The sequence below is a fragment of the Chryseobacterium lathyri genome, from assembly GCF_030812195.1.
Classification (GTDB): Bacteria; Bacteroidota; Bacteroidia; order Flavobacteriales; family Weeksellaceae; genus Chryseobacterium; species Chryseobacterium lathyri_A.
Window position 1 is genome coordinate 1,332,284 of the sequence record NZ_JAUSSF010000001.1, and the last position, 24,208, is coordinate 1,356,491.

General features: G+C 36.7%; 20 protein-coding genes. 11 read left to right on the forward strand and 9 right to left on the reverse strand.

From position 1 onward, the window contains the following. Nucleotides 1–142: 142 nt before the first annotated feature. Both J2T03_RS05985 and J2T03_RS05990 read right to left on the reverse strand, forming a co-directional pair. The gene (locus J2T03_RS05985) at nt 143–1,156 is read right to left on the reverse strand and encodes a WD40/YVTN/BNR-like repeat-containing protein (RefSeq protein WP_307210048.1); all 1,014 of its coding nucleotides are present in this window, start codon (nt 1,154–1,156) and stop codon (nt 143–145) included. Between the two features lie 56 nt (nt 1,157–1,212). Further along, nucleotides 1,213–2,754 (reverse strand): APC family permease, encoded by a 1,542-nt coding sequence (locus tag J2T03_RS05990; protein WP_307210050.1) that lies wholly within the window; start codon nt 2,752–2,754, stop codon nt 1,213–1,215. Between the two features lie 166 nt (nt 2,755–2,920). On the opposite strand from J2T03_RS05990, the gene pnuC reads away from it, so the two are divergent. The 5 genes from pnuC (at nt 2,921) to J2T03_RS06015 (ending at nt 8,934) form a co-directional block, all read left to right on the forward strand. Further along, nucleotides 2,921–3,598: a nicotinamide riboside transporter PnuC gene (pnuC, locus tag J2T03_RS05995; protein WP_306845791.1), complete on the forward strand. Its 678-nt coding sequence runs from the start codon at nt 2,921–2,923 to the stop codon at nt 3,596–3,598. Beyond that, nucleotides 3,595–4,284, forward strand: coding sequence for a hypothetical protein (locus J2T03_RS06000; RefSeq protein WP_306845789.1), 690 nt, complete (start codon nt 3,595–3,597; stop codon nt 4,282–4,284). Before pnuC ends, J2T03_RS06000 begins: the two co-directional genes overlap by 4 nt. Nucleotides 4,285–4,374: 90 nt before the next feature. Next, nucleotides 4,375–5,142 (forward strand): diaminopimelate epimerase, encoded by a 768-nt coding sequence (gene dapF, locus J2T03_RS06005; RefSeq protein ID WP_307210052.1) that lies wholly within the window; start codon nt 4,375–4,377, stop codon nt 5,140–5,142. Nucleotides 5,143–5,171: 29 nt separating this feature from the next. Further along, nucleotides 5,172–6,197 (forward strand): endolytic transglycosylase MltG, encoded by a 1,026-nt coding sequence (mltG, locus tag J2T03_RS06010; RefSeq protein WP_306845787.1) that lies wholly within the window; start codon nt 5,172–5,174, stop codon nt 6,195–6,197. A gap of 169 nt (nt 6,198–6,366) precedes the next feature. Continuing rightward, nucleotides 6,367–8,934, forward strand: coding sequence for a TonB-dependent receptor domain-containing protein (locus tag J2T03_RS06015; RefSeq protein WP_307210054.1), 2,568 nt, complete (start codon nt 6,367–6,369; stop codon nt 8,932–8,934). A gap of 38 nt (nt 8,935–8,972) precedes the next feature. On the opposite strand, the gene J2T03_RS06020 is transcribed toward J2T03_RS06015, so the two are convergent. From J2T03_RS06020 to J2T03_RS06030, 3 genes are all read right to left on the reverse strand, one after another. Beyond that, on the reverse strand, nt 8,973–9,425 hold the full coding sequence (locus J2T03_RS06020; protein ID WP_306845784.1) for an adenylyltransferase/cytidyltransferase family protein: 453 nt from the start codon (nt 9,423–9,425) through the stop codon (nt 8,973–8,975). 103 nt (nt 9,426–9,528) lie between these two features. Beyond that, the gene (gene galE / locus J2T03_RS06025; RefSeq protein ID WP_307210056.1) at nt 9,529–10,548 is read right to left on the reverse strand and encodes a UDP-glucose 4-epimerase GalE; all 1,020 of its coding nucleotides are present in this window, start codon (nt 10,546–10,548) and stop codon (nt 9,529–9,531) included. 61 nt (nt 10,549–10,609) lie between these two features. Beyond that, nucleotides 10,610–11,734 carry a DegT/DnrJ/EryC1/StrS family aminotransferase gene (locus tag J2T03_RS06030; RefSeq protein WP_306845782.1) on the reverse strand — a complete coding sequence of 375 codons (1,125 nt, stop codon included), beginning with the start codon at nt 11,732–11,734 and terminating at the stop codon, nt 10,610–10,612. A gap of 86 nt (nt 11,735–11,820) precedes the next feature. Here J2T03_RS06030 and J2T03_RS06035 point away from each other — a divergent pair, with 86 nt between their 5' ends. Beyond that, nucleotides 11,821–13,425 carry a S8/S53 family peptidase gene (locus J2T03_RS06035; protein WP_307210057.1) on the forward strand — a complete coding sequence of 535 codons (1,605 nt, stop codon included), beginning with the start codon at nt 11,821–11,823 and terminating at the stop codon, nt 13,423–13,425. A 109-nt stretch (nt 13,426–13,534) separates the two neighbouring features. On the opposite strand, the gene J2T03_RS06040 is transcribed toward J2T03_RS06035, so the two are convergent. Further along, the gene (locus tag J2T03_RS06040; protein WP_307210058.1) at nt 13,535–16,069 is read right to left on the reverse strand and encodes a phosphoenolpyruvate carboxylase; all 2,535 of its coding nucleotides are present in this window, start codon (nt 16,067–16,069) and stop codon (nt 13,535–13,537) included. A gap of 240 nt (nt 16,070–16,309) precedes the next feature. Here J2T03_RS06040 and J2T03_RS06045 point away from each other — a divergent pair, with 240 nt between their 5' ends. The 5 genes from J2T03_RS06045 to J2T03_RS06065 all read left to right on the forward strand — a co-directional run bounded on the left by J2T03_RS06045 (nt 16,310) and on the right by J2T03_RS06065 (nt 20,297). After that, nucleotides 16,310–16,714, forward strand: a complete 405-nt coding sequence (locus J2T03_RS06045; RefSeq protein ID WP_307210059.1) for a hypothetical protein — start codon at nt 16,310–16,312, stop codon at nt 16,712–16,714. Between the two features lie 38 nt (nt 16,715–16,752). Then, a complete protein-coding gene (locus tag J2T03_RS06050) occupies nt 16,753–17,367 on the forward strand; it encodes a hypothetical protein (RefSeq protein ID WP_306845774.1) in 615 nt (204 codons plus the stop codon). Between the two features lie 312 nt (nt 17,368–17,679). Continuing rightward, nucleotides 17,680–18,843, forward strand: coding sequence for an iron-containing alcohol dehydrogenase (locus J2T03_RS06055; protein ID WP_307210060.1), 1,164 nt, complete (start codon nt 17,680–17,682; stop codon nt 18,841–18,843). A 270-nt stretch (nt 18,844–19,113) separates the two neighbouring features. Beyond that, entirely contained in the window at nt 19,114–19,575 is a 462-nt protein-coding gene (locus J2T03_RS06060; RefSeq protein ID WP_306845770.1) for a lipocalin family protein, read from the forward strand. A gap of 65 nt (nt 19,576–19,640) precedes the next feature. Continuing rightward, nucleotides 19,641–20,297 carry a GDSL-type esterase/lipase family protein gene (locus tag J2T03_RS06065; RefSeq protein WP_307210061.1) on the forward strand — a complete coding sequence of 219 codons (657 nt, stop codon included), beginning with the start codon at nt 19,641–19,643 and terminating at the stop codon, nt 20,295–20,297. Between the two features lie 39 nt (nt 20,298–20,336). On the opposite strand, the gene J2T03_RS06070 is transcribed toward J2T03_RS06065, so the two are convergent. From J2T03_RS06070 to J2T03_RS06080, 3 genes are all read right to left on the reverse strand, one after another. Further along, nucleotides 20,337–21,695: a DEAD/DEAH box helicase gene (locus J2T03_RS06070; RefSeq protein ID WP_306845767.1), complete on the reverse strand. Its 1,359-nt coding sequence runs from the start codon at nt 21,693–21,695 to the stop codon at nt 20,337–20,339. A 170-nt stretch (nt 21,696–21,865) separates the two neighbouring features. Next, nucleotides 21,866–22,375, reverse strand: a complete 510-nt coding sequence (locus J2T03_RS06075; RefSeq protein ID WP_307210062.1) for a hypothetical protein — start codon at nt 22,373–22,375, stop codon at nt 21,866–21,868. A 98-nt stretch (nt 22,376–22,473) separates the two neighbouring features. Continuing rightward, on the reverse strand, nt 22,474–24,123 hold the full coding sequence (locus tag J2T03_RS06080) for an ABC1 kinase family protein (RefSeq protein ID WP_306845763.1): 1,650 nt from the start codon (nt 24,121–24,123) through the stop codon (nt 22,474–22,476). Between the last annotated feature and the right edge of the window lie 85 nt (nt 24,124–24,208).

Consider the following 24,208-nt stretch of genomic DNA (forward strand, 5'->3'; position numbering starts at 1 on the left):
ACTTAACATAAATTTCATCCTGCAAAATTAACCATTACGAATGAATTTTAAACCATGAAATATATTAGGCCGTATTTTATAATGAGTCTAAATATGATTGTTACTGGAATCTTCTAATAATGATAAATTCTATCCCTAAGATTTAAAATTTTAATTTCATGAGCGAAATTCTATCTTTTCCTGCAAAAACAATGGTGTTGCCATCTATCCAGCTGCAAACAAAAAATCCTTTTTCATCAGAAATTTTCTTCCATGTTTTCCCGAAATCAGAAGAATAACTGATATGCTTATCCCCTACAGCAATGATTTCTTTTCCTTTTGATCCCGGCTTAATTTTTACGCAGGTCGTGTAACCTGCATTTTGCCCAGACGCCTGAACCTGCCAGCTTTTACCACCATCGTTTGTCGTGGCAATATTATTGATATTTGCATCCTGTTTGGTATAATCTCCGCCTACTGCAATCCCGAATCGGTTATCATAAAAATCTATTGAATACATTCCCTGGGAAGATTCTCCCTGAACAAAAGGCGTTTCAAAAGCCCGGATACTTTCTTTTTTCAAATTCATTCTCAGAATTCGTGAGGCTTTTCCCCCGGTTGCAATCCACAGATACTTTTTTGTGGATGCAATATTGGTATTGCTTGCTGCAAAAGCTGCTTCACCACTGTTCAGTTGTACATTATTTTTAAACATTTTCCATTTCCCGTTTCGGTAAACAGCCAGTTTCAGCAGATTATCCTTATCTGCATCGCTGAAGGTATAAGCCAACTGATCATTCACAAAATGCAGCGCATCGTAAAAAGCGGTTTTTACAGTATCAGTAAAGATAATTTCTGATTTCAGATCTTTTTTATCAATCTTAAAAAAATAGGCAGGACTTTCAATATTAATGGCATAAAAAGAATTCTTATCCTGTGCAAGCGTCCTAAACTGGAGCTTTTTATCGGAAAGGCTAATCTGCTTCCGGTTTTCATTGTTTCTAAGATCAACAAATCCGAATTTTGAATCTGTTCCACTGTACCAAACTTTCTCATCATCAATTTCCAAAGCCCTGATGCTTATTTTGTCATTAAGAATCGTCTCAAAACTTTCTATCTGTTGAGAAAATGTAAAAATCCCTAAAAAGGAAAATAAAAATGGTATAAGCTTTTTCATAGAAACAAAAATAAAAAATCCACAGAATTCTGTGGATTTTAAGTTGATATTTTTTATTAATCTAGATCAGGTTTTTCTAAAGGCTCCTGTTCTGCTTTAAAAGTTTCTCCAAAACCTCCGTTCTGAAGTTTTGAATGCTTTTTACTATACAGGAAGTACACAAAAAATCCAATGATAAGCCATGCAAAAGAATACATCTGAGCTTCCTTACTTAGGTTAAAGATCAGATAAACGTTGATTGCAATACCTAAACAAGCAATAAGCGGTAAAGCAGGAACTTTAAAGTTTCTCTGTAGATTAGGCTCTTTCACTCTAAGTACCCAAACCGCTACACAAACCATTGTAAATGCAAATAATGTCCCGAAACTGGTCATGTGTGCAAGATCATTGATTGGGGTAAGGGAAGCAACAATAGCAATCACTACTCCTAAAATAAGAAGGTTTTTTGTAGGCACTCCAGTTTTAGGATTTACTTTTGAAAAAGTAGCAGGAATCAATCCGTCTTTAGACATTCCAAGGAAGATTCTTGACTGTCCCATAATCATTACCATCAGTACAGAGATCAACCCTACTGTAGCAGCAATGGTAATAATATATCCTGCCCAGGCATATCCGGCAATATCAAATGCGTATGCTACAGGAGCTTTGATCGCATCCGGATATTTACCAAGCGGATTAAAGTCTGTATAATGCATCATTCCTGTTAATACCAAAGAAACAAGGATATATAACAGGGTACAGATGATCAGCGAAGCGATGATCGCAAACGGTACGTCCTTTTTAGGATTAATAGCTTCTCCTGCCTGTGTAGAAACGGCATCAAAGCCTACATAAGCAAAGAAAATAGCCGATGCTCCCGCAACAACACCTGCAATACCGTAGGCGGAATGTGAAACTCCATTTTCCGTGATAGTAGTTGGTTCAGGAATAAAGGGAATCCAGTTTTTAAAAGGTTCAGCTGAATTTAAAATAATAAATGCCCCTGCAACGATTACAAAAATAATAGCGGAAACTTTAAGCACTACAATAAAATTATTAGCTTTAGCAGCACCTTTTGTTCCTCTTACCAGAATAGAAATCACAAAGAAAACAATCAAAAATGCAGGTAAATTCATGGAAAACCCAGAATTTCCTGCTGCAATATAAGTCTGTGGATCTGTTGTAAGATAAGCCGGAAGATGCAGTCCGAACATTTTGAGAAGCTTGGCAAAATATCCTGACCAGGATACGGCGACGGTCATTGACCCCATAGCGTATTCAAGTATCAGTCCCCAGCCTATGATCCACGCAAAAATTTCTCCTACCGTTCCATAAGCATAAGCATAAGCGGAACCTTCTACGGGAAGTATGGAAGCAAATTCAGCATAACAAAGTGCTGCAAATACGCAGGCGATCCCCGCAATTACGAATGAAAGTGCCAGTGCAGGCCCTGCATTATAATAAGCACCTGTTCCTGTAAGTACAAAAATTCCTCCTCCAATGATTGCTCCGATTCCGATAGCAGTAAGGCTCCATTTTCCCAGAACGCGTTTCAGCTGGCTCTTTTTGATATCAGCTTCATAAGCGCTCATTGGCTTCTTAACCCAAATTTTAGACATGTTTTTTTATTTAATTAAAGATTTACGAAAATATAAAAATTTTACAAACCTTAACGTTTATTAATAAACTTTCATGATTTATTTTAAATAAAAATATTTAAAAAACTGATTTACACATTATTTAATTTATTTCCAAAAGTGCTAATTTTTGTTTATTTTTGATCACATGAATTTATATGATCTTTTTGTAAAGCCGTATGAAAACTACAGTGGTCTACAAATTCTACTGGAAGCCACCGGTACATTTTTCGGAATTTTGAGTGTCTATTTTTCAATTAAAAAGAATATCTGGGTATATCCTACCGGTATCATCTCTACGCTGATCTATGTTTATATTCTTTTTAATTTTGGCCTGCTCGGAGATTGTATGATTAATGTATATTATACAGCAATGAGTATTTACGGCTGGATCTTATGGTCAAAAAATTCTGAAGACCACGTTCATGTAGATGTGAGCTGGGCAACAAACAAAGAAAGAATGTTCGCAGGCGTTCTGTTTATCTTAAGCCTTGCGCTCGTCACCCTTATTTATTATTACAAACCTTATATTGACAATACATTTTCCATGGAAGGCACCAGCTTAGGATTGTATCATCTGGATTGGGCGAATTGGCTGGATGTAATTACAACTTCTATATTTTTAGTAGGCATGTGGTTTATGGCCAAACAGCGCATTGAGAACTGGATTTTCTGGATCATCGGAGATCTTATTTGCATCCCCATGATGATTTTTAAGGAACTTGGAATCACTTCGGTTCAATATTTGGTATTTACTATAATGGCTATCTTAGGATACCTCAATTGGAAAAAAAGTTTAAAAGAAAAAAGTACAATAAAGTCATGAAAAATTTATTTAAAATAGCATTCAGTATCGTAGCTATCAGCAGTTTAACATCATGTTTGGCTTATAGTGACGGATATGCAAATAATGGTGGCTATGGAGATCCGTATTATAATAACGGATATTACTATGCTCCTTCCGGATATTACGGAAACGGCGGTTATTATGGGAATGACGGCTATTACTACAGAAACGATGTCAATTATTATTATGATAATGGGGTGCCTTATTATTACTATAATTCAGGGGACAGCCGAAGAAAAGTATATGTTGAAAGAAAAACTACGATAACTTCGCAGAGACCTAATAACGGATTCCAGAATACTGGTACTAACAATAACAACGGGTTTAACAATAACAGAACAGGTACAAGAAACAACAGCAGTAATAACGGATTCAGAAATCCGAGCAATACCAACTCTAATAACAGCCAGAGACCACAAAGCAACCAGAACAACGGAGGCTTTAGAAATTCAGGCGGAAACTCTCAGAATAATCAGGGAAATCGAAATAATCAGAATAACAGCGGAGGTTTCAGAAATACGCAACAGTACAACCAAAACCAGAACAGGAACAACACCAAAACAGAATCTTCCGGTGGGTTCAGGGGAAGTACAAGCACGCAGAGTAACACTCAGCAAAACAGCAGCCCCACAAGACGGCAGTCGAGCGGAGGCGGATTTAGATAAAACGATTATAAATAAGAAAACGGACAGCTAACACTGTTCGTTTTTCATTTTAAATATATTAATTTTGCTTGTTAATTTTAGACTAAAAATATGGAATTTTATAAATATCAAGGGACTGGGAATGATTTTGTAATGATTGACAACCGTGATCTGCAGTTCCCTAAGGAGAAAGATCTTATTGAAAAATTATGTGACAGACGTTTCGGAATCGGTGCGGACGGACTTATCCTTCTGGAAAATGATAATACCTATGATTTCAAAATGGTATATTATAATTCTGATGGGGGTGAAAGTACGATGTGCGGAAATGGCGGAAGATGTCTTGTGGCCTTTGCTTTCTTTTTAGATATTTTCGAGGACAAATGTAAGTTCATTGCTACAGACGGTGAGCATGAAGCAGAGATCCATAACGGTATCATCAAATTAAAGATGATTGATGTGGATACCATTTCCGCAGACGGAGAAGATACGGTAATGAATACAGGATCGCCTCATTATGTGAAATATGTGGAAGATCTGGTTAATTATAATGTTTTCGCAGCAGGTCATGGCATAAGAAATTCAGAAAATTATAAGGAAAACGGCATCAATGTGAATTTTGTTGAAAAAATTACTGATGATGAAATTTTTGTAAGAACCTATGAACGAGGCGTTGAGGATGAAACTTACAGCTGCGGAACAGGAGTTACAGCTTCTGCTTTAACTTTTCTTCAAAAAAATAATCTAATCTCTGTAAAAGTTAAAACTTTAGGAGGCAATCTTAAGGTTCATGCTGAAAAAAAAGGAAATTCTTTTCAAAATATTTGGCTTGAAGGTCCTGCAAAGCAAGTTTTTAGAGGTAAAATAGATCTTATTTAAAAACTAAACTTTTAATCAAATTTTTAATAATGAAAAAAACTGTTCTCATTATCGCTCTTATTATTGTTGGAGCGGCAGGATTTTTTGGTTTGAGATTTTATAATAAATATTATGGAAACAACGTAGAAAAAGACGGATATGTTCTTATTCCTCATAAAGCTGATTTCAAGCAGATTCTTGATTCAGTGGGTCCATATGTAAAAGATAAGGAAGCTTTTGAAGCGGTTGCCAGGGATAAAAATCTCGATAAATTTTTCAAGCCGGGCCGCTATCACTTTCAATCAGGTGCAGGCAACACCAATCTTGTAAATATGATCAAGGCGGGTAACCAATCTGAAAACAGCTTCAGAATAGGCGATTTTGGAGATATGTACCAAATGATTGGAAAAGTCACAAAAAAAACAGAGCTGGACTCTTTACATTTTGTCAGTGACCTAAATCAGGTGGCCGTGGAAAAAGGTTATAAAAATGCAGAGGATTTAAAGAAATATTTTTTCATCGACACTTATAATTTTTTCTGGACGGTAAGCCCAAGGGAATTCTTCAAAAAGTTTGATGAACAGTACAATGAATTCTGGACAAGCGAAAGAAAAAATAAGGAACAGCAATCCGGATTGACCAGAGATCAGATCTATGCACTGGCATCTATTGTCTATAAAGAATCAGGAGGGAAAAAGGATGAAATGAAAACAATCGCGGGACTGTACCTGAACCGTTACAGAAAAGGAATGAAGCTACAGTCTGACCCTACTGTAATTTATGCAATTAACCAACAGACTAATTTTAAAGAGCCGATCAAAAGAGTATTATATAAGCATTTGTCTACACCATCACCATACAATACATATGCTAATGCCGGAATTCCTCCGGGCCCTATCTGCGTGGTAGATAAAAGTTCTGTAGATGCGGTTTTAAGTGCGGAAAACAACAATTACATATTTATGTGTGCTGATCCTGCAAGATTTGGCTATCATAAGTTTACAGCAAGTGCGGAAGAGCATGCTATCAATGCAAAAGCTTATCAGGACTGGCTGAATTCAAAGAATATAAAATAAAAAAAATATTTAACTTTTATTTAACAATATAACAATTAACATTTAACTCTCATATACGACTTATACATCTATAAATAAATACATAAATCATAATATCCGAAATCAGACCCAATTCATGATTTCATAATATTAAGGTTTATACTTTACGATTTTACACAAAAAATACCTTATGAATCAGACGGAAATTGTCAACATTCTCACAAAAAAAACGTTAGCCCTCACGTTTGTACTTTCGGCAGCTGCAATGGCATTTGCCCAGGACAAGGCAGGCGTTACGGGAATGATTGTCAACAAAAGCAACCAGCCGGTTCCTTATGCTTCTGTGACGTTCAGCAATAAAGCGAACAAGACATTAAGCGATGCAGTATTGACCGATGAAAAAGGACAGTACAAGCTGGAACTGGTACCTGGAAATTACGACATTACAGTAGAAGCAATTGACTACAAAAAAAGCATAGTCAATAAAAGTATTGCAGGTCCTGGAAATATTGGTGCCCTATCCATACAGCCAGAAGCTACCACTACTCTGGATGGCAAAACCCAGGAAATACAAGGTGTGGTGATCACTGCAGCAGCTACAAAACCTTATAAAGTTGAGCTTGATAAAAGAACTTATGATCCTTCACAGGATATTGTAAGTAAAGGCGGAAATCTTCAGGATGTCCTTTCTAATGTTCCTTCTGTTTCTGTGGATACTGACGGTACTGTTTCGATGAGAGGAAGCTCTAATGTGAAATTCCTGATCAACGGAAAACCTTCAGCTCTCCTTGGGATTGATGATGGAGCTAATGCGCTTCAAAGTATTCCTGCAGATCAGATCGACAGAATTGAAGTAATTACCAACCCTTCTTCTAAATTTGAGGCGAGCGGTACTGCCGGTATTTTGAATATTATTTTAAAGAAAAGCAAGAAGACCGGTTTTAACGGTAGTGTTATCGGAACTTTAGGCTATCTTCCTCAAACCAACCTGAATGCCAACCTTAACTGGAGAAAAGGAAACTTTACATGGTTTCTAAATGGCGGCGGAGGTTACAGAGAATCAAAAAACACTAACAGAACAGATGATTATTTTACTAATGCAGTAAAAAGTAATGATTTAGTTATCAGAAACCAGGACTCTGAAACTAAAAGTAAAAATAATAACTATAACGCTTCTGCAGGTATCGTTTATGATATTTCTGAAAAAACTTCAGTAAACGCATCAGGAACTGTAAGAACTTTTGATAGTGAAAATTTTGGAAATATTGATTATAAATATTCTTATTTCACAGATCCGAATGGTATTTCTAATAGAACCACTTTTGGAACTAATAATAATTTAGCCTTTCAGGGAGATTTTGGTTTAGATCATAAATTTGATGATAAAGGTCAAAATCTATTTCTATCATTAAGCTTGCAAAGAAGCAGATCCTATAATGATACAAATGTTGATGAGACTCAAAATGGGGCATTTTTACTTAAAAATGTGGTTAACCAGAACACCATTAATAAAGCTGTTATAGGTAAAGCTGACTACGAATTACCGATCGGTGAAAATTCGAAATTAGAGGCGGGTTACAGGATAGACATCAACACGAACGATTACAGTAATGATGTTCTACAGAGTACTGTTTCAGCACCTATTTTAAGCTTCCTTAAACCATATACTTATGATGCGACATATAAAGAGACTTTCAATGCTTTTTATTTACAGTTTAAAAGTAAAATAGGTAAATTAGGATATCAGTTAGGATTAAGGGATGAATTATCTAAAGTAGATATTAATTATCAAAATCTTGACCCTACGAAACAACCGATTCTTACCACTAAAAATTACAATAACTTATTTCCAAGTGTTTATTTAAGTTATGAATTTGCAAAGGATAATCAGTTGTTGGTAAACTACACAAGAAGAATTGACCGCCCAAGATCTTTCTTTATGATTCCTAACCCGAATTATAGTGATAACCAAAATATTTTTGACGGAAATATTGATCTTAATCCATCATATGTAGATTCTTTTGAATTTGGTTATAGCATTTCAAAAAAGAAATTTATAATCAATCCAACATTATATTACAGACATCAGACTGATGATACAAAAATGTTAGTATTCAATCTCAAGGAAAAATATATTGATACAGATCTAAATGAACGTGAACGTATTGTATCTCATACAAAACCTATTAATCTGGGTACAGATGACCGTTTCGGTTTAGATTTAAACTTTAACTGGGATGCAACAAGTTGGTTGAAATTCTTAGGAAATGTAGATCTGTTTGGTTACAATACAAAAGGTAGCACTCTATATGACACCTTTGATAAAGACGGCAATCCCATTCAGGCTGTTGCTGATTTTAACGGTAAGGGTTTTTCCACAAGAGCAAGACTTACTTCAACGGTTAAAGTTGATAAAACATTCAGTTTTCAACTACAAGGATTCTACAGAGGAGGCCAAAAAACTGCTTATCAGGATAGAAAAGATATGTATGCCATCAGTTTCGGTGCATCTAAAACAATTTGGAAAGGTGACGGAACTTTAGCATTTAACGTTCAAGATATTTTCAATACCAGAGCGATGAGATCTACAACATATACAGCAAACAGCGTAAGAGATTCTTATATGCAATGGCAACCGAGACAGTTCTCAGTTTCTCTTACCTACAGGTTTAAGCAGGGTGAGAAGGTAGAGCAACCTAAAAGAAAAAAAGATATCAACTCCAATGCAGCAGGCGACGACCAGCAAGCTCCAATATAATACAGAAAAAATCCCGGAAAATATTTTCCGGGATTTTTTTATTTTAATGCTTCAGCTTTTGAAAATTTTTCCTTTTCCGCTTCATAAATTCGTTTTCTCAAATCACTGGAAGAAAATCTATGATCCCTTTTGTTATAAAAGATTTCAATGCCCTTCTCTTCACAATATTTTTTTCCGGTGAAATCTCTGTCCATATAATCATCACCGATAATCCTCACATCAATGACGAAAGACTTTAAAATATCTTCAAGGTCTTCTTCTGTGTAGTAAGGAATAATCTCGTCTACTGCGTTTACAGCTTTCAGTTGGATGTATCTTTCTACAATGGTCTGTGTAGGCCTGTTCTTATTCGGACGGTCATGAGACGGATCGATCTGAAGCCCTACAATTAAATAATCGCAAACTGTTTTAGCTTCTTCAAGCATTTTGATGTGTCCTGCATGAAGCAGATCAAATGAAGAAAATGTAATACCTATTTTTTGTGTTTTCATAATAATGTCAATTAAAATTCCCTTACAACAGTTATTCTTTTAAAACGAAGGCTCATATTGCGGGAAAAGATTTTGTATTAATATTTATTTTTAAGTTCTTATTTTAAACCGTCCTGGAATCAAGATACTGCTGCCATTTCCAGACTGTTCTTAAAGATTCTTCTAATGAAGTTTCAGATTTCCAGTGAAGCTCTTTTTCAGCTTTGTCAGCATTAGCATAGGCAACGGTAATATCCCCTTCTCTTTTAGCACAGATCTGGTAAGGGATTTTCACATCGTTAGCCGTTTCAAAAGCCTTTATAACTTCCAGTACGGATGAGCCTTTTCCTGTTCCTAAATTAAAGATGTCAACCATTGTTTCTTCGCTGCTCTCCAGTAATCTTTTCAGCGCACTTACGTGGGCTTTAGCCAGGTCAACAACGTAAATGTAATCACGAATCGCTGTTCCATCTGCTGTATCATAGTCATCACCCCAGATATTCAGTTTTTCGCGGATTCCGGCTGCTGTTTGGGTAAGATAAGGAATTAAGTTATTAGGAACACCTAATGGCAATTCACCCAATTTCCCTGACGGATGAGCACCTATCGGATTAAAGTATCTTAGGAGAGAAATCCTTCTGTTATAAGCTTTTGCAAAATCAATCAGAATTTCTTCTCCCATCTGCTTTGTTTTACCGTAAACACTTTCAGGAAGCTTTAACGGTGTATTTTCGTCGATAGGCATCTTCTCCGCCTGTCCATATACCGTACAAGAAGAGCTGAATATAAAATTAGAGACTCCTCTTTCTTTAAATTCCTGAAGAATATTGATCAGGGTGAATAAATTATTTTCATAATAATCTACCGGTTTTACCTGGCTTTCTCCAACTGCTTTGGAAGCTGCAAAATTGATGCATCCTTCAATCTGATGTGCATCAAAAACCTGGGATAGAAGTTCCCTTCTCTTTAAATCAAAAGGATAAAAAATGGGTTTCTTACCTGTAATTTCTTCAATGTTTTTTAAAATAAACTTTTCGGAGTTGGATAAATCATCTACAATAATAACTTCAAAACCATTATTGATAAGTTCTACTACTGTGTGGGAACCTATATATCCAAGCCCTCCTGTAACAAGTACTGCCATTTTTATTATTATTTTTTAATCGTTGTGTTTCTTAAGTCTTCTTTTGCTTTGAAGCATATTTTTATTTCATAAACTCCAACACAGCATCCGTAATATACTTCAGCTGCTCTTCATCCAGTTCCGTATGCATTGGCAGAGATATTACCTGATCCAAAAGCTTATCTGTATTCACAAAATCCGCATCATTGCTTTCCTGATAATATGCTTTCTGCTTTCTCAAGGCTACTGGATAATAGATCATTGCAGGAATTTCTTTTTCTGTAAGGAATTTTTGAAGTTCGTTACGCTTTCCATTCAGGATTCTCAAAGTATATTGATGGAATACATGCGTTGAATTTTCCGATCTTTCCGGCGTTAAGATATCTGCATGTCCGGCAAAAGCTTCATCATAATAATCAGCAGCTTTTCTTCTCGCCTCGTTGTAAGAATCCAGGTGAGGAAGTTTCTTTCTTAAAACGGCAGCCTGAATACTGTCTAACCTTGAGTTCACTCCTACCTCATCATGATAATATCTTTCATACATTCCGTGATTAACAATTCCTCTTAAACGGTGTGCCAGTTCATCATTATTGGTAAAAATAGCCCCACCATCACCATAGCAGCCTAAATTTTTAGAGGGGAAGAATGAAGTGGTTCCTACAGTTGCCATTGTTCCTGCATATTTCTCAGTTCCATCAGAGAACGTATATTGAGCACCAATTGCCTGTGCATTGTCTTCAATTACATAAAGATTATGTTCTTCTGCAATTTTTAAGATTTCTTCCATATTGGCACACTGTCCGAAGATATGTACCGGAATAATTGCTTTTGTTTTCGGGGTAATTGCTTTTCTAATTTCTTCAGTAGAAATGGTGAATGTATCGTAATCTACATCTACCAGCACTGATTTCAGTTTAAGCAGATGAATAACTTCTACTGTAGCAGCAAAAGTAAAATCTGCGGTGATCACTTCGTCTCCTTCTTTAAGATCCAAAGCCATCAGCGCAATCTGCAAAGCATCCGTTCCGTTAGCACACGGGATCACATGCTTTACATCTAAATAAGATTCCAATTCATTCTGGAAAGACTTTACTTCAGGACCGTTGATAAAAGCCGCAGAATCCATTACATTTAAAACTGCATTATCTACATCATTCTTTATTTTGTAATACTGACTTTGCAAGTCAACCATCTGAATTTTTTTCATAAATAAATATTTGTGTAAAAATAAGGAATTTAAAATCCTATCAAAAATTTTATTGATTTTGTTTTATCTTTATAGAAAATAACTTTATGAAAAAACTTTTACTCTTTTGTCTTTTAGTGGGTTACTCTACCATAAATGCTCAGACGGAGCTTGTTTTTGTTTATTTTACGGGCAAACCGAATAAAGCTGCTTTTTATGCCAATCCGCTTTCAGAACTGACCCAAAAATCTCTTAACAGACGCACTTCACTGGGTATTCCGCTGAATGATCAGGATGCTCCCATTGAACAGTCTTATATCCAAAATCTTCAGAACCTCGGTTTTACTGTTACAGATTATTCCAAATGGCTTAACGGCGCTGCTGTAAATGCTACTCCGGCTCAAATAGCAATTTTACAGGCACAGCCTTATGTATCATCGGTAGGAAGTTTCGCCAGAAACAGTACTTCTGTTCCTAAAGCTGCCCATCAGAATAAATGGAATTCTTCTTCCGACGTTCAAAAGACTCTGACCGTCTTTGATTACGGTTCAGGCTCTGCACAGATCGATCAGATCAATATAAGACCTCTTCACCTTGCCGGATTTACAGGAACAGGAATTTCCATTGCAGTTATCGATGCGGGCTTTCCTTATGTAGATACCGGATCTGCCTTTGAAAGATTACGGACCAACAATCAGATCAAAGCTGTTTATGACTTTGTCACCAAAACAAACAATGTGTACAGCACTGCCATAAGCAATCACGGATCTGCTGTGCTGGGAGCCATCGGAGGCTATATCGAAAACACTTTCGTAGGATCAGCACCGGATGCCGATTTTTATCTTTACCGCAGTGAAAATGCTGTTGGTGAAGTTCCGGAAGAGGAATTATACTGGATAGAAGCAGCCGAAGAAGCAGACAGAAAAGGAGTTGATATCATCACAGCCTCTCTTGGATATAACGTTTTTGACGATTCCCGATACAGTTACAGCTATTCAGATATGAATGGAACGACCTCTTTCATCGCAAGAGCTGCTGAAATAGCGGCCAACAAAGGAATTTTTGTGCTCGCAGCTGCAGGAAATTCAGGTCTTCAGCCATGGCATTACATAATGACTCCTGCAGACAATGCCAAGGTATTCAGCATAGGATCAGTAGATGCAACAGGAAATTCTTCAGGGTTTTCATCGTATGGCCCGAATGCGCTTGGTGTGGTAAAACCTGACGGAAGTGCAAGAGGAACTGCATCTGCTACAGTTACCAACAGCACCTTAACTTCAGTAAACGGAACCTCCATTGCAACGCCTATAGCCGCTGGTGGCGTAGCATGTTTTATCCAGGCTTTTCCTTCCATGAGCAGGGAACTGATGAGAACCAAACTGAGACAGACCGCTTCACTTTATCCCGCACACACAGACCAGATGGGTTATGGTATTCTTAATTTTGGAAGTCTTTACAATCAGGTATTGAATACTTCTGAAATGGTGAAAAAAGAAAAATTTGCCATTTTCCCGAATCCTGTTAAAAATATTTTGAATGTAGCTTTCGAGGGTGAAATTCTGTCGCTAGAGGTTTATGATAATTTAGGGAAACTGATCAGAAAAAATAGAAGTCAGAAATCTATAGAAGTGGAAGATTTTCCGAGGGGAACTTATTATCTGAAAATTCAAACGAAGGATCAGGTTTTCTATGAGAAATTCTTAAAGGAATAATTTTAACTCTCCTTATTACACAAATGTGCTTTAGTCAAGAAAATATCGCAATCATTCAGGTTGAATAAAAGTAAACGCCTCTCGATCGAGAGGCGTTTGCTATGATACATTAAGCTGAGTTTCTACTCGCATTAATATTTCCGAATAATGATCTGGTCACCAGCTTTTCATAGGCTTCCTTATTTCCCTCTCCTTTCTGGATCTTCATCAGTGCATACTGCTGGATACTCAACAGTGGAAGCACGATCTTTTCCCGGATCTTGACCGATTTTCTGGACAACGGATCTTCTTCCTGTAGCATTTTGAAACCGGTAAGTTCAAGCATAATATCTCTTGAAAGAACATATTCATCAAAAAGAACATTCCAGAATGCACCGAATTTCGGATTATTTTTAATGTAATATGTCAATGGAAAATAGGATTTGTTCATGCTCATCATCGAATTCAGAACTAATGTTTTAAAGAAGTCAGAACCTTTATACAGTTCTTTTACTTCATCCAGCCTTCCCTGCTCTTTCATCTGCTGCATGGCAAATCCAAATCCGAAAAATCCGGGAACATTCTGCTTCAGCTGAGACCATGAACCTACGAACGGAATCGCTCTAAGATCTTCAAATTTCAGTTCAGTACCATTTCCTCTTTTGGACGGGCGGCTTCCGATATTCGTTTTACCGTAATATTCCAAGGTACTCATCTCCTGCAGATAAGGAACAAACATCGGGTGAGCTTTAAGGTCTGAATATTTTTTGTAACTGATATCAGCAAGCTCGGCAATCAGTTTTCTTTCTTGTTCTGTAAGATCTTTCTTGGAGTTTTTAAAGACATCATTTTCCACTCCGGCGGTCAGAAGCTGTTCAAAATTATATTTAGCCTGCTCTTTATTTCCGAAAATACTTGTGATGGTCTGTCCCTGGATAGTCAGCTCTATTTTATTGTTAGCAATGGTATTTCCCTGCGAAGCATAGAAATCGTGGGTTTTCCCTCCTCCTCTTGCAGGTGGTCCGCCTCTGCCGTCGAAGAATACAACTTTAATTCCATTCTGAACGGAAAGTTTAGTTAAGACTTCTTTAGCCTTGTAAATCTCCCAGTTGGCCTTCAGATATCCACCGTCTTTTGTTCCGTCTGAAAAGCCGAGCATGATCGTCTGTTGATTTCCCCTGCTTTCAAGATGTTTTTTATAAACAGGATTCTGATAAAGCTCGTTCATTACATTCTCAGAATTGGCAAGGCCTTCCATGGTTTCAAAAAGCGGAACAATATCCATTTTGATGTCTTCATCCTGATATCCGCAGATTTTAAAAAATGCGTATACATTCATTACATCCTTTACAGCATCAGAATTCGAAATGATATAGCGGTTCATCCCTCTTTGTCCATTCAAATCCTGGATTTCGGAAACCTGTGAAACCGTTAATAAGGTATCTTTAACGATATCTTCAAACTGATCTGCATTAATTTTACGATCAAGCTGAATCAGCTTACGGAATTTTTCTTCTTCACTAGCCTCAACAGTACCATATACTTTTGCAAAAACCTCATCAATAACTTTCTGATGGATTCTGCTGTCCTGACGGATATCCAGTGTTGCAAAGTGAGTTCCGAAAATTTTCACCCGGTCTCTGAAATTCGCCAGAAGGTCTAAAAACAGGGAATTATGATCATTCACCAGTATTTTTTCTGCTTCATCTGCCTTTTTCAGAATACCTTCTGCTGTGATCATATTTCCGTTGAAAATGGCCCCGTAAAGCTCATCACTTAACTGCGTCAATACTTCAGATACGCCCCTGAAGCTTAACCTTCTTCTGATAAATTTCAAATGGCTGTAATAAGATTTCAGAATTGCGGAACGAAGCTCTTCTGCCACTCTTTTGGTAACATCAGCGGTTACAAATGGATTCCCGTCCCTGTCACCACCAGGCCAGAAACCAAGCTGAATAATATCTTCATGAAGATGGAAATGTCCGTTTCCAAACGTCTTTTTAATTTTGGTAAACAGCTCTCCGATTGTATCATAATAAACATATCTTAAATAAGAAATGATGCTTAGGGCTTCATCAATTGGAGTTGGCTTTTCTTTATTAACGAAAGGTGTTTTTCCTAACTGCTGCAGAAGCATATCGATCTGGGTAACGGAATCACCGGTAATAGCTCCCCGTAAATCCTGGATAATCCTCTGTACCGAGCTTGGATAAAACTGGGTCGGATGCGCTGTAAAAACTACTTTTACTGTAAAATCCTTCAGCTTATCACGAACTTTTTCAAGTTTATGATCCTGGTATGATCGTTCAAAAAGGTTGGTCACCGTTCCGTTGTCGCTCTCAGAATGAAGGTTTGGAAACGCAGCGTCTTCTATACTGTCAAATAAGACTACCTGTCTTTCGATGTACTGTATGATCTTAAAAAGGAGTTCTACTTTCTGCTCCTCTGTCTGGAGATCGGTATGGTTTTTAAAGAATTCTTCGACAATTTCCTCAGGGGTTTTGCCGTCTTCATATCCGTTTCGGCTTTCCTCGTAAAGGAAGGGAAGAAGCATCCCGATATTCGTCATTTTATCATAAGGCAGGCTCATAAATAATGAATTGTAGATCTGGAATTTATTCTCCACGATCTGCCTGAATTTTTCTGCTCGTTGGTCGTGTATCATATAACAAATGTAGTGGATTTTGGTTTTAAATTAATTGACAAATGACAAAAAAATGAAGGATCCCAAAGTATTTTTTTTATGAGAATTAATTTGATAATTTTATTTAAAACTATTTACTGTGAGAGAAGCTCTATAGCCGATCTTTTATATATTGGGGACCTGTTATAACAATACAAGTTTATAATAATTTTGAATACACCGGTTTAATGATTAATTTTACTTTTCACAGAAATTAATCCAATGAAAAATATATTCATATTCCTATTAATTGCTTTTATTTTCACAGGCTGCGGTGAAGACTGCTATAATGCTCCCCAGACGATAGCTTTTAAATTCGTTGATTCTAATGATGAAAATCTGATCACAAACGGCACACTTACAGCCTATTCAGTCAAGGATGAAAATCAGGTTGGTGTACAATTAACCAGAACATCTGACGATATAGTTATTTTAGAAAATGTGGGTGCATATAATGAAACAAAGAATTACACTTTCCAATCTAATGTCAAAGCTTTTGATTTTTCAATACAGTCGTCAGAATTTAAAGGAGGTTGTGATGGGTATCAGATCAATAAATTAACATTTACAGGTGTAGGTATTGATGTAACAGACGAAAAAGGATACTATAAAATTATACTGCAATAGTTTAAACAGCCTTACTATTATTTAAGAAAATAATAATTATGAAAATTATTTCGATCATTTCTTTTCTGATTCCGGGTTTATTACTGTCCCAAAATACAGTTCCCTCCGATTTCAAAAAAATTCCGGATATTCTGGACACCGCGGAACATTTGTATCCGTTCATTGTTCCGGACAAAGACTATGGCTACTGGAGAGTGCTTACCAATGATCCTGACCCAGAAAAAGCTGTGATCTACGAGAGCCAGATGCCGGATTTCATGACCATTAATGAGCCTCTTCCTGAGAAAGGTTTCTTCCAGCAATGTATAGGCAACCGGTGCTTCTCATATATTCTTGCCTGCAAAAAAGACCGATCTGTATATTTCTCTAGTGAGCAGCAACTGAGAGATTTCATCGGAACGGTTGATAATCTTCCTGAAGCTATTTTGTTGGTTCAAACTTATGGCTTTACAATAGATACAAGCAATAAACTGAGTGGCTCCTATAAAATTGAAGACAGACATATGTATCTGTATGCCTCAAAGTCTAAAGGCTGTCCGGAAATTAAAGAATCTTACTTTATAAAGATCAACAGAAAAACCGGGAAACTGGAATCTAAAAATAATGGTGTTTACTTTAAGAGTGAGAATTGTAGTCAAACCGTTTCTCAGTAGAAATACCATATTTATATTTAAAATTCTTGCTGATTAAGCAGATTGTACAGTTTGTTTTACGCTATAGATTCGATGAATCAATTTTGCTGATTTATCCTTTGTAACCTCAAATTATAGTTATAGATATAACCTCTGCGTTAAAACCTATTTTTCTATCCGGATTAAATCCCTGTAAAGAAAATCATAATAAATCTCTCAGAACAGGTAAAATTTATATTGTTATTATAAAAGACTTCGATAGGAATTTTAAAATTTCATTAACTCTGTTTTCATATTGCTTTCCGTAAATTTGGGTCAAATAAATTTAGAACAATGCTTAATTTCGAATTTAAAAATCCGACAAAAATACTTTTTGGAAAAGGCGAGATCGCGAAGATTTCCCGTGAAGTTCCAAAAGATGCCAAAATATTAATGATCTATGGTGGCGGGAGCATCAAAAGCAATGGTGTTTACGATCAGGTAAAGGAAGCTCTGAAAGATCATGATTTATATGAATTCGGAGGCGTGCCTGCCAATCCGGAATATGAAGTGCTGATTAACGCTTTACGCTTTATCAAAGAAAAAAATATCAACTACCTTCTTGCTGTAGGTGGCGGTTCTGTGATCGATGGGACTAAATTCCTTTCTGCCGCTGCTAATTATGATGGCGAGCCATGGGAAATCCTTAAAAACTCGGTAAGAACCTTTGAAGGAGAAGGAATGCCTTTCGGAAGTATTCTTACATTGCCAGCAACAGGTTCTGAAATGAATTCAGGTTATGTAATTTCGAGAAGAGAAACTAATGAAAAATTATCTTCCGGCGGACCGGGTCTTTTCCCCCAGTTTTCAGTATTGGACCCTGAAGTCATCAGAACGATTCCTAAAAACCAGATTGTGAATGGAATTACAGATGCTTACACGCATGTTCTGGAACAGTATATGACAGCCCCTTCTTCTGCAGATCTTCAGGAAAGAATTGCTGAAAGCATTCTGATCAGTCTTCAGGAAACAGCTCCAAAAGTTTTGGCGGATGATTTTGATTATGATGCTGCCGGAAACTTTATGTGGTGCTGTACGATGGCTCTGAACGGGCTTATCCAGAAAGGAGTGATCACGGATTGGGCCGTACATGCCATGGGACATGAACTGACTGCTTATTTCGGGATCGATCATGCAAGAACTTTAGCCGTTATTGCACCTTCCCATTACCGTTATAATTTTGAAACGAAAAAAGGGAAACTGGCGCAGTATGCTGAAAGAGTTTGGGGAATTAAAGAAGGAACTGTGGAAGAAAAAGCACAACTTGGAATCAAAAAGATGGAAGAGTTTTTCCACAGCCTGAATATTAAAACAAAGCTTTCAGAATACACGGAAGATTACAAAGGTACTGCTGAAAGGGTGGAAAAAGCGTTTACAGACAGAAACTGGTCTGGTCTGGGTGAATATAAAAAACTAACCCCTCAGGATGCTTATAAGATTGTAGAGATGAGTTATTAGGGTTTGGAATAATCAGTTGCTGATTATTGGTTTTGGAGTTGTTAAGTTAATAATTCAGCTTGCAAGTCTGGTACTCCTAATGTCTCGTTAAAAGGCAGAAGTTTCAAACATGACTATTCCTGTAACCTAAAATCTTCACATTTTAGCATCACTCTCTTATCTTCATTATAAAAAATACTGTTATTTATAAACATTCGTTTAAAAAAGCATGATTTCATTATAGATATTTCAAATTTATTTATATTTTAGCATATTCTTAAATTTGTGAAAATGAAAAAACAGCTACTTTTATTTGCCTTTTCAGCCTTGGCGCTAACTTCATGTGATGATGACAATATCGAAGCCTATGAATTAGAAATGATGAGCGGAGACTGGAAGGTGAGCAAAATAGAAACTATTTCCGGAAAAGACAATAAAACAGTACTTAAAACAGAAACGCCTTCTGACTGTGAAGCTAAAAATATTCTGCACTTCAGAAGTGATTATTATACCAGCTATACGTATTATTCCGAAAACGGCCTTGAATGCCAGATGAGCGGAAAAACTGAAGGAAAGTTTACGTATACGGAAGAATCTAAGCTGATGAGCATTAAAAATGATAATGACACTGAAAGATGGTACAGAGTGGAAATCCTTACAAGCCAGGATCTGAAACTGGCCCACCTGTTTGGGGCATACGATCAGAATGGTGATGGTACCGATGATCTCACCTATGTTACCTACAAAAGATAAACACAGACTCTCGATTTTATCGAGAGTTTTTTTTACATTTATAAGATATTTTAAAATTGATTACAATGAAGAAGATTCTTTCAGCATTTCTATTGCTGTATTTTGCCCTGTTCTTTTCACAGGAAAAAAAGCCGATGTTCTGGCAGGACATTCAAAATTTCAAAAAAGCAGATCAGGAAAATACGCCGCCAAAAGATGCCATCCTTCTGATAGGAAGCTCCTCTTTTACAAAATGGACAGATGTTGCCCGCTATTTCCCTGATAAAACAATTATCAACAGGGGTTTTGGAGGTTCAAGAATGACGGATCTAAATGATTTCGCTGACGATCTTTTAGACCCTTATCAGCCTAAACAGATTATTATCTACTGCGGTGATAATGATTTTGCAGACAACCATGATCTGAAAGCTAAAGTAGTAGTGAAAAGGTTTAAAACGTTCTATAAAAAGATCCGTGAAAGATTTCCGAATATTGAAGTAGACTATATTTCCATTAAATATTCGCCGAGCCGCGAAATACTGTGGCCGCAGATGAAAGAAACGAATAAGAAGATTGCCGCTTTTATGGAAAAAGAACCTCACGCAGAGTTCATAGATATTACCAAAGCCATGGAAGATTCCAACGGAAATGTAAGAAAAGATCTTTTCTTGGAAGATATGCTTCACATCACCCCGGAAGGTTATGAAATCTGGGCAAAGGTTATGAAGCCTTATATGAAATAATACATTTATAAACAAAAAAATCCCTGAACGGGATTTTTTTTATTTCTTCTTCTTAGATTTTGATACTGATATCGATTTCTGCTGGGCTCTGTTAGCTCCAAATTTCTTCGGTGCTTTTCTTTTTGAAGGTCCACCCCAGTTTTCTTTTTTGTTTTTGTCCTTTTTCTCGTGAAATGCTCCTCCTCCTTCATACAGTTTTACCTGTGCAGGATTTTTCATGATGATCACATCTTCTTCGGAAGCAATCTTCTTAGGATTGATTTTCACTTCAGCAGGGAAATCATTAAACTTAAGATCTTTGTCCATCAGAAGCTCAATATCAAGAACATAAGCTTCTTCTTTTTTAGTCACGAAAGTAATTGCTTTACCGTCTTTATCTGCCCTACCCGTTCTTCCTATTCTATGGATATACTGTTCAGGAATTTCAGGGGTTTCAAAGTTGATAACATGGGTAATATTTGAAATATCAAGACCTCTGGCCATTACATCGGTGGTAATCAATCCTCTGATCTCTTCGTTTTCAAATCTTTTCATGGCTTTAAGCCTGTAATTCTGTGATTTGTTTGAGTGAATTACGTCAAATTGCTCAGGGAAAAGTTCATCAATTTTTGCAAACAGAAGATCAGAATTCTTTTTATTGTTTGTGAAAATCAACACTTTAGACATATCTTCATTGTTCTTCAATAAATGCTCAAGAAGGTTGATCTTTGTATTAAAGTTTTCCACTTTGTAACCCGTCTGCTCAATTTTTTCAAGAGGCGTTCCTGATTTCGCCAATGAAATTTCTATCGGGCTGGCAAAGTACTGATCCAGCATTTCATCTACCGCTTCCGTCATGGTAGCAGAGAAAAGAATGTTCTGTCTCTTCGGCTTCATCATTTCGAAAATATGGGTAAGTTGTGGTCTGAAACCTAAATTCAGCATCTCATCAAACTCATCAATGATCAGCTTTTGTACTTCCCTTAATGAAATCGCATTGTCGATGGCTAGGTCCATTACCCTTCCCGGAGTTCCTACTAAAATATCGCATCCGTTATTAAATAAAAGTTTCTGCGTATTGATGTTTTTCCCTCCATATATTCCGATTACCCTTGCGGTAATATTTTCTGTCAGTTTCTCAACAATTTCAGCTACCTGTACCACCAATTCTCTCGTAGGAACCAGAATCAAAACAGTAGGATTCCCAGTTTTGTTGTATTTCCATGTTTTAAGAACGGGCAGAAGATAAGCCAATGTTTTCCCGGTTCCGGTCTGTGCGATCCCCATTACATCTCTTCCGGAAAGTATAGGGCCAATGCTCTTTTCCTGAATCGGTGTAGGTTCGAATAGTTCCAGATCCGCTAAAACATCAAGAATTTTAACCGGCAGGTCAAAATCCGCAAAAGTGAGTTTTTCCATGGTGCAAAGATAGGTATTTAAATTTAGAGGCTAAAGAACAAGAATCAAGATGCCGGACATGAGATATCAGACACTAGTCATTGACTCAACAACTCCAAACTAGCAATCAGCAACTCACCCTCAGCCCATTTACTCTAAAATCCTCAAACACTTTCACCTGATCCTGAAATTCACTTCACCTTCACGCTTTCACTATTAATCCTGATATCATCATCTTTCCAAATGCTTGAGGTAATGATCACATAGCCTTTCTTTTTAGGATCTTTTTTGATCGGGAATTTCCCGTCTTCCCACTGTGAACAATGGGTAGAGATAGAAGGTACCAATGTATTCCATCCGGTTTTATTTAAAGTATAAACAAGAAAACCGTGCCAGCAGCTCGTACACCAGTCCGGATAAAAGCCTATTTCCTCTTTCCCATCTTCATTGAGGTCTCCCAGGTTATATAATCCACCATTCTTAGCAGGTGAAATGATAAACGGTTTTATTTTTTTATCATTGAAATAAATAGTGGTTTCGCATTTCCCATCACATTCGTCGGAACAATCACTGACTTTGGTATAGGCATATTCTTTTGTTCCATTACCGTCAAAATCTCCCAAAAGTCCATCTTCATGAGTTTTCTGGGCTATAAACAGTGAACTGCAGAAGGCCAAAGTTATTAAAATGAGTTTTTCCATAGGTTATTTTTTGTTGCTGGTCGGCAGATCCTAGATACAAAATTATAAAAGTAAGTTTGTATATTCTCTAAAACTGATTCTAATTTTCAGTTATTCATTTATTTCCTGGTCACTCTCAGTAAAATAACCAAAACTAATATAACAGAAAATACAAAGCCTAAAACGGCCACCAAAGACATTTCACCAATCCGCGGACCGGATTCTGAGACAAAAACAATAGCTGTGGCAATAATATTTGCCCCCAGAATCATGGCCAGAATTAAATTGATGATGCTGGATTTGATTAGCTGGTTGGTCTTTTCAATATTTTTAATTTCGCTGGAAACCGTGAATTTATTGTCATCCAGTTTCTGTAATACAGATCTGAGTTCTTTAGGAATTTCATCTACGTTGTCTGTGAAATTCATCATTCGGTCCATTCCGGTTTTTAAAAGATTCTTTGGTTTGATCTTTTTTGTAAAGATTTTCCTGGTATAAGGATGAAGACTTTTCACAATGTCAAGATCAGGATTGATTGTTCTCCCTACACCTTCTATCAGGCTGATCCCTTTAAACAAAAGGTAAAAATAATCCGGCATGTAGAGCCTGTTATCCTTCAGAATATCTTTCATTTTATTGATGATCACCTGAACATTGATATCCTGCAGTGATGAGCTGTGAACAAAGTTCAGGATATCTTCCACATCATTTTCAAATCTTCTTTCATCAGGAATTTCATAACTGACTGCCATTTTTTTGAGGTATCGGACAATTTTATGTGGATTTTTAGCCACAAAACTGACGATCAAGCTTTCAAGAATTTCCTTATCATTCGGCTGGATCTTTCCTACCGCACCGAAATCTATAAAAACGATTTTCCCGTCTTTTTTCACTAAAATATTACCGGCGTGCGGATCAGCATGGAAAAACCCGTAATCCAGAATCTGTGAAACAAACAGTCTTAAACCTACTTCCGATACCTTTACAGGGTCAATGTTATGGGCTAAAAGGGAGGCTTTATCCGTCACCTTAATACCGTCGATAAACTCCATACAAAGAATATTATTGTTTGAATATTCTTCATAGATCTTCGGAACATAGGTTTCTTTATTTCCTTTAAAATTTCTTGCAAAATGCAGAATATTTTCCTTTTCATTGATCAGGGAAACTTCCTCCAGCAAAGATTTTTCAAAAGTAGAAATTGCCTGTTTCAGATTAAGCTTTTCTCCTATTTCAGAGTAGGCGGAGATCAGCTTTTCCAGGTCTTTTATGAGAAGCAGATCATCTTCAATAACGGTCTGCACATCAGCTTTTTTAAGTTTAAGGATCACAGGACTTCCATCCAGTAAAACAGCTTTATAAACCTGCGCAATAGATGCTGTAGCCAAAGGATCTTTTTGAATTTCCTGAAAATGATCTCTGACAGATATATTGAATTCATTTTCCAGAATTTCTTCAACATTCATATCTACCGTATCCACCTTATCCTGAAGTCTCTGTAATTCCTGGATCAGTTCTGGCGGAAGCAGGTCTTCCCTATTGCTGAAGGTCTGTCCAAGCTTTACAAATGTAGGTCCAAGCTCTTCCAGCACAAGTCTTATTCTTTCATATACTGTACCTTTAGAAATGATCTCATCCGGGTCAATAGAAATCTGGTCCTGCTTATTTCCTGTATTCATCCTTGCCAGCATATCCTTAAATCCGTATTTACTCAGTACAGAAATGAGTCTTGCCGATCTTTTCAGTTTTCTTTGCTGCTTGTCAAACATATATTTCTAAATAGTTGATGCAAATTACTCCAAAAATTGTTCCTATTGTTATTTTTATCATTGAAATTCAAACTGGAAAAAGAAA

What these genes read in the sequence shown, in the direction of transcription:
- dapF (WP_307210052.1), top strand. Translation starts at nt 4,375, where the DNA reads ATGGAATTTTATAAATATCAAGGGACTGGGAATGATTTTGTAATGATT.
- J2T03_RS06015 (WP_307210054.1), top strand. Translation starts at nt 6,367, where the DNA reads ATGAATCAGACGGAAATTGTCAACATTCTCACAAAAAAAACGTTAGCC.
- mltG (WP_306845787.1), top strand. Translation starts at nt 5,172, where the DNA reads ATGAAAAAAACTGTTCTCATTATCGCTCTTATTATTGTTGGAGCGGCA.
- J2T03_RS05985 (WP_307210048.1), bottom strand. Translation starts at nt 1,156, where the DNA reads ATGAAAAAGCTTATACCATTTTTATTTTCCTTTTTAGGGATTTTTACA.
- J2T03_RS06020 (WP_306845784.1), bottom strand. Translation starts at nt 9,425, where the DNA reads ATGAAAACACAAAAAATAGGTATTACATTTTCTTCATTTGATCTGCTT.
- J2T03_RS06065 (WP_307210061.1), top strand. Translation starts at nt 19,641, where the DNA reads ATGAAGAAGATTCTTTCAGCATTTCTATTGCTGTATTTTGCCCTGTTC.
- pnuC (WP_306845791.1), top strand. Translation starts at nt 2,921, where the DNA reads ATGAATTTATATGATCTTTTTGTAAAGCCGTATGAAAACTACAGTGGT.
- J2T03_RS06070 (WP_306845767.1), bottom strand. Translation starts at nt 21,695, where the DNA reads ATGGAAAAACTCACTTTTGCGGATTTTGACCTGCCGGTTAAAATTCTT.
- J2T03_RS06050 (WP_306845774.1), top strand. Translation starts at nt 16,753, where the DNA reads ATGAAAATTATTTCGATCATTTCTTTTCTGATTCCGGGTTTATTACTG.
- J2T03_RS05990 (WP_307210050.1), bottom strand. Translation starts at nt 2,754, where the DNA reads ATGTCTAAAATTTGGGTTAAGAAGCCAATGAGCGCTTATGAAGCTGAT.
- J2T03_RS06045 (WP_307210059.1), top strand. Translation starts at nt 16,310, where the DNA reads ATGAAAAATATATTCATATTCCTATTAATTGCTTTTATTTTCACAGGC.
- J2T03_RS06055 (WP_307210060.1), top strand. Translation starts at nt 17,680, where the DNA reads ATGCTTAATTTCGAATTTAAAAATCCGACAAAAATACTTTTTGGAAAA.
- J2T03_RS06060 (WP_306845770.1), top strand. Translation starts at nt 19,114, where the DNA reads ATGAAAAAACAGCTACTTTTATTTGCCTTTTCAGCCTTGGCGCTAACT.
- J2T03_RS06000 (WP_306845789.1), top strand. Translation starts at nt 3,595, where the DNA reads ATGAAAAATTTATTTAAAATAGCATTCAGTATCGTAGCTATCAGCAGT.
- J2T03_RS06040 (WP_307210058.1), bottom strand. Translation starts at nt 16,069, where the DNA reads ATGATACACGACCAACGAGCAGAAAAATTCAGGCAGATCGTGGAGAAT.
- galE (WP_307210056.1), bottom strand. Translation starts at nt 10,548, where the DNA reads ATGGCAGTACTTGTTACAGGAGGGCTTGGATATATAGGTTCCCACACA.
- J2T03_RS06035 (WP_307210057.1), top strand. Translation starts at nt 11,821, where the DNA reads ATGAAAAAACTTTTACTCTTTTGTCTTTTAGTGGGTTACTCTACCATA.
- J2T03_RS06030 (WP_306845782.1), bottom strand. Translation starts at nt 11,734, where the DNA reads ATGAAAAAAATTCAGATGGTTGACTTGCAAAGTCAGTATTACAAAATA.
- J2T03_RS06080 (WP_306845763.1), bottom strand. Translation starts at nt 24,123, where the DNA reads ATGTTTGACAAGCAGCAAAGAAAACTGAAAAGATCGGCAAGACTCATT.
- J2T03_RS06075 (WP_307210062.1), bottom strand. Translation starts at nt 22,375, where the DNA reads ATGGAAAAACTCATTTTAATAACTTTGGCCTTCTGCAGTTCACTGTTT.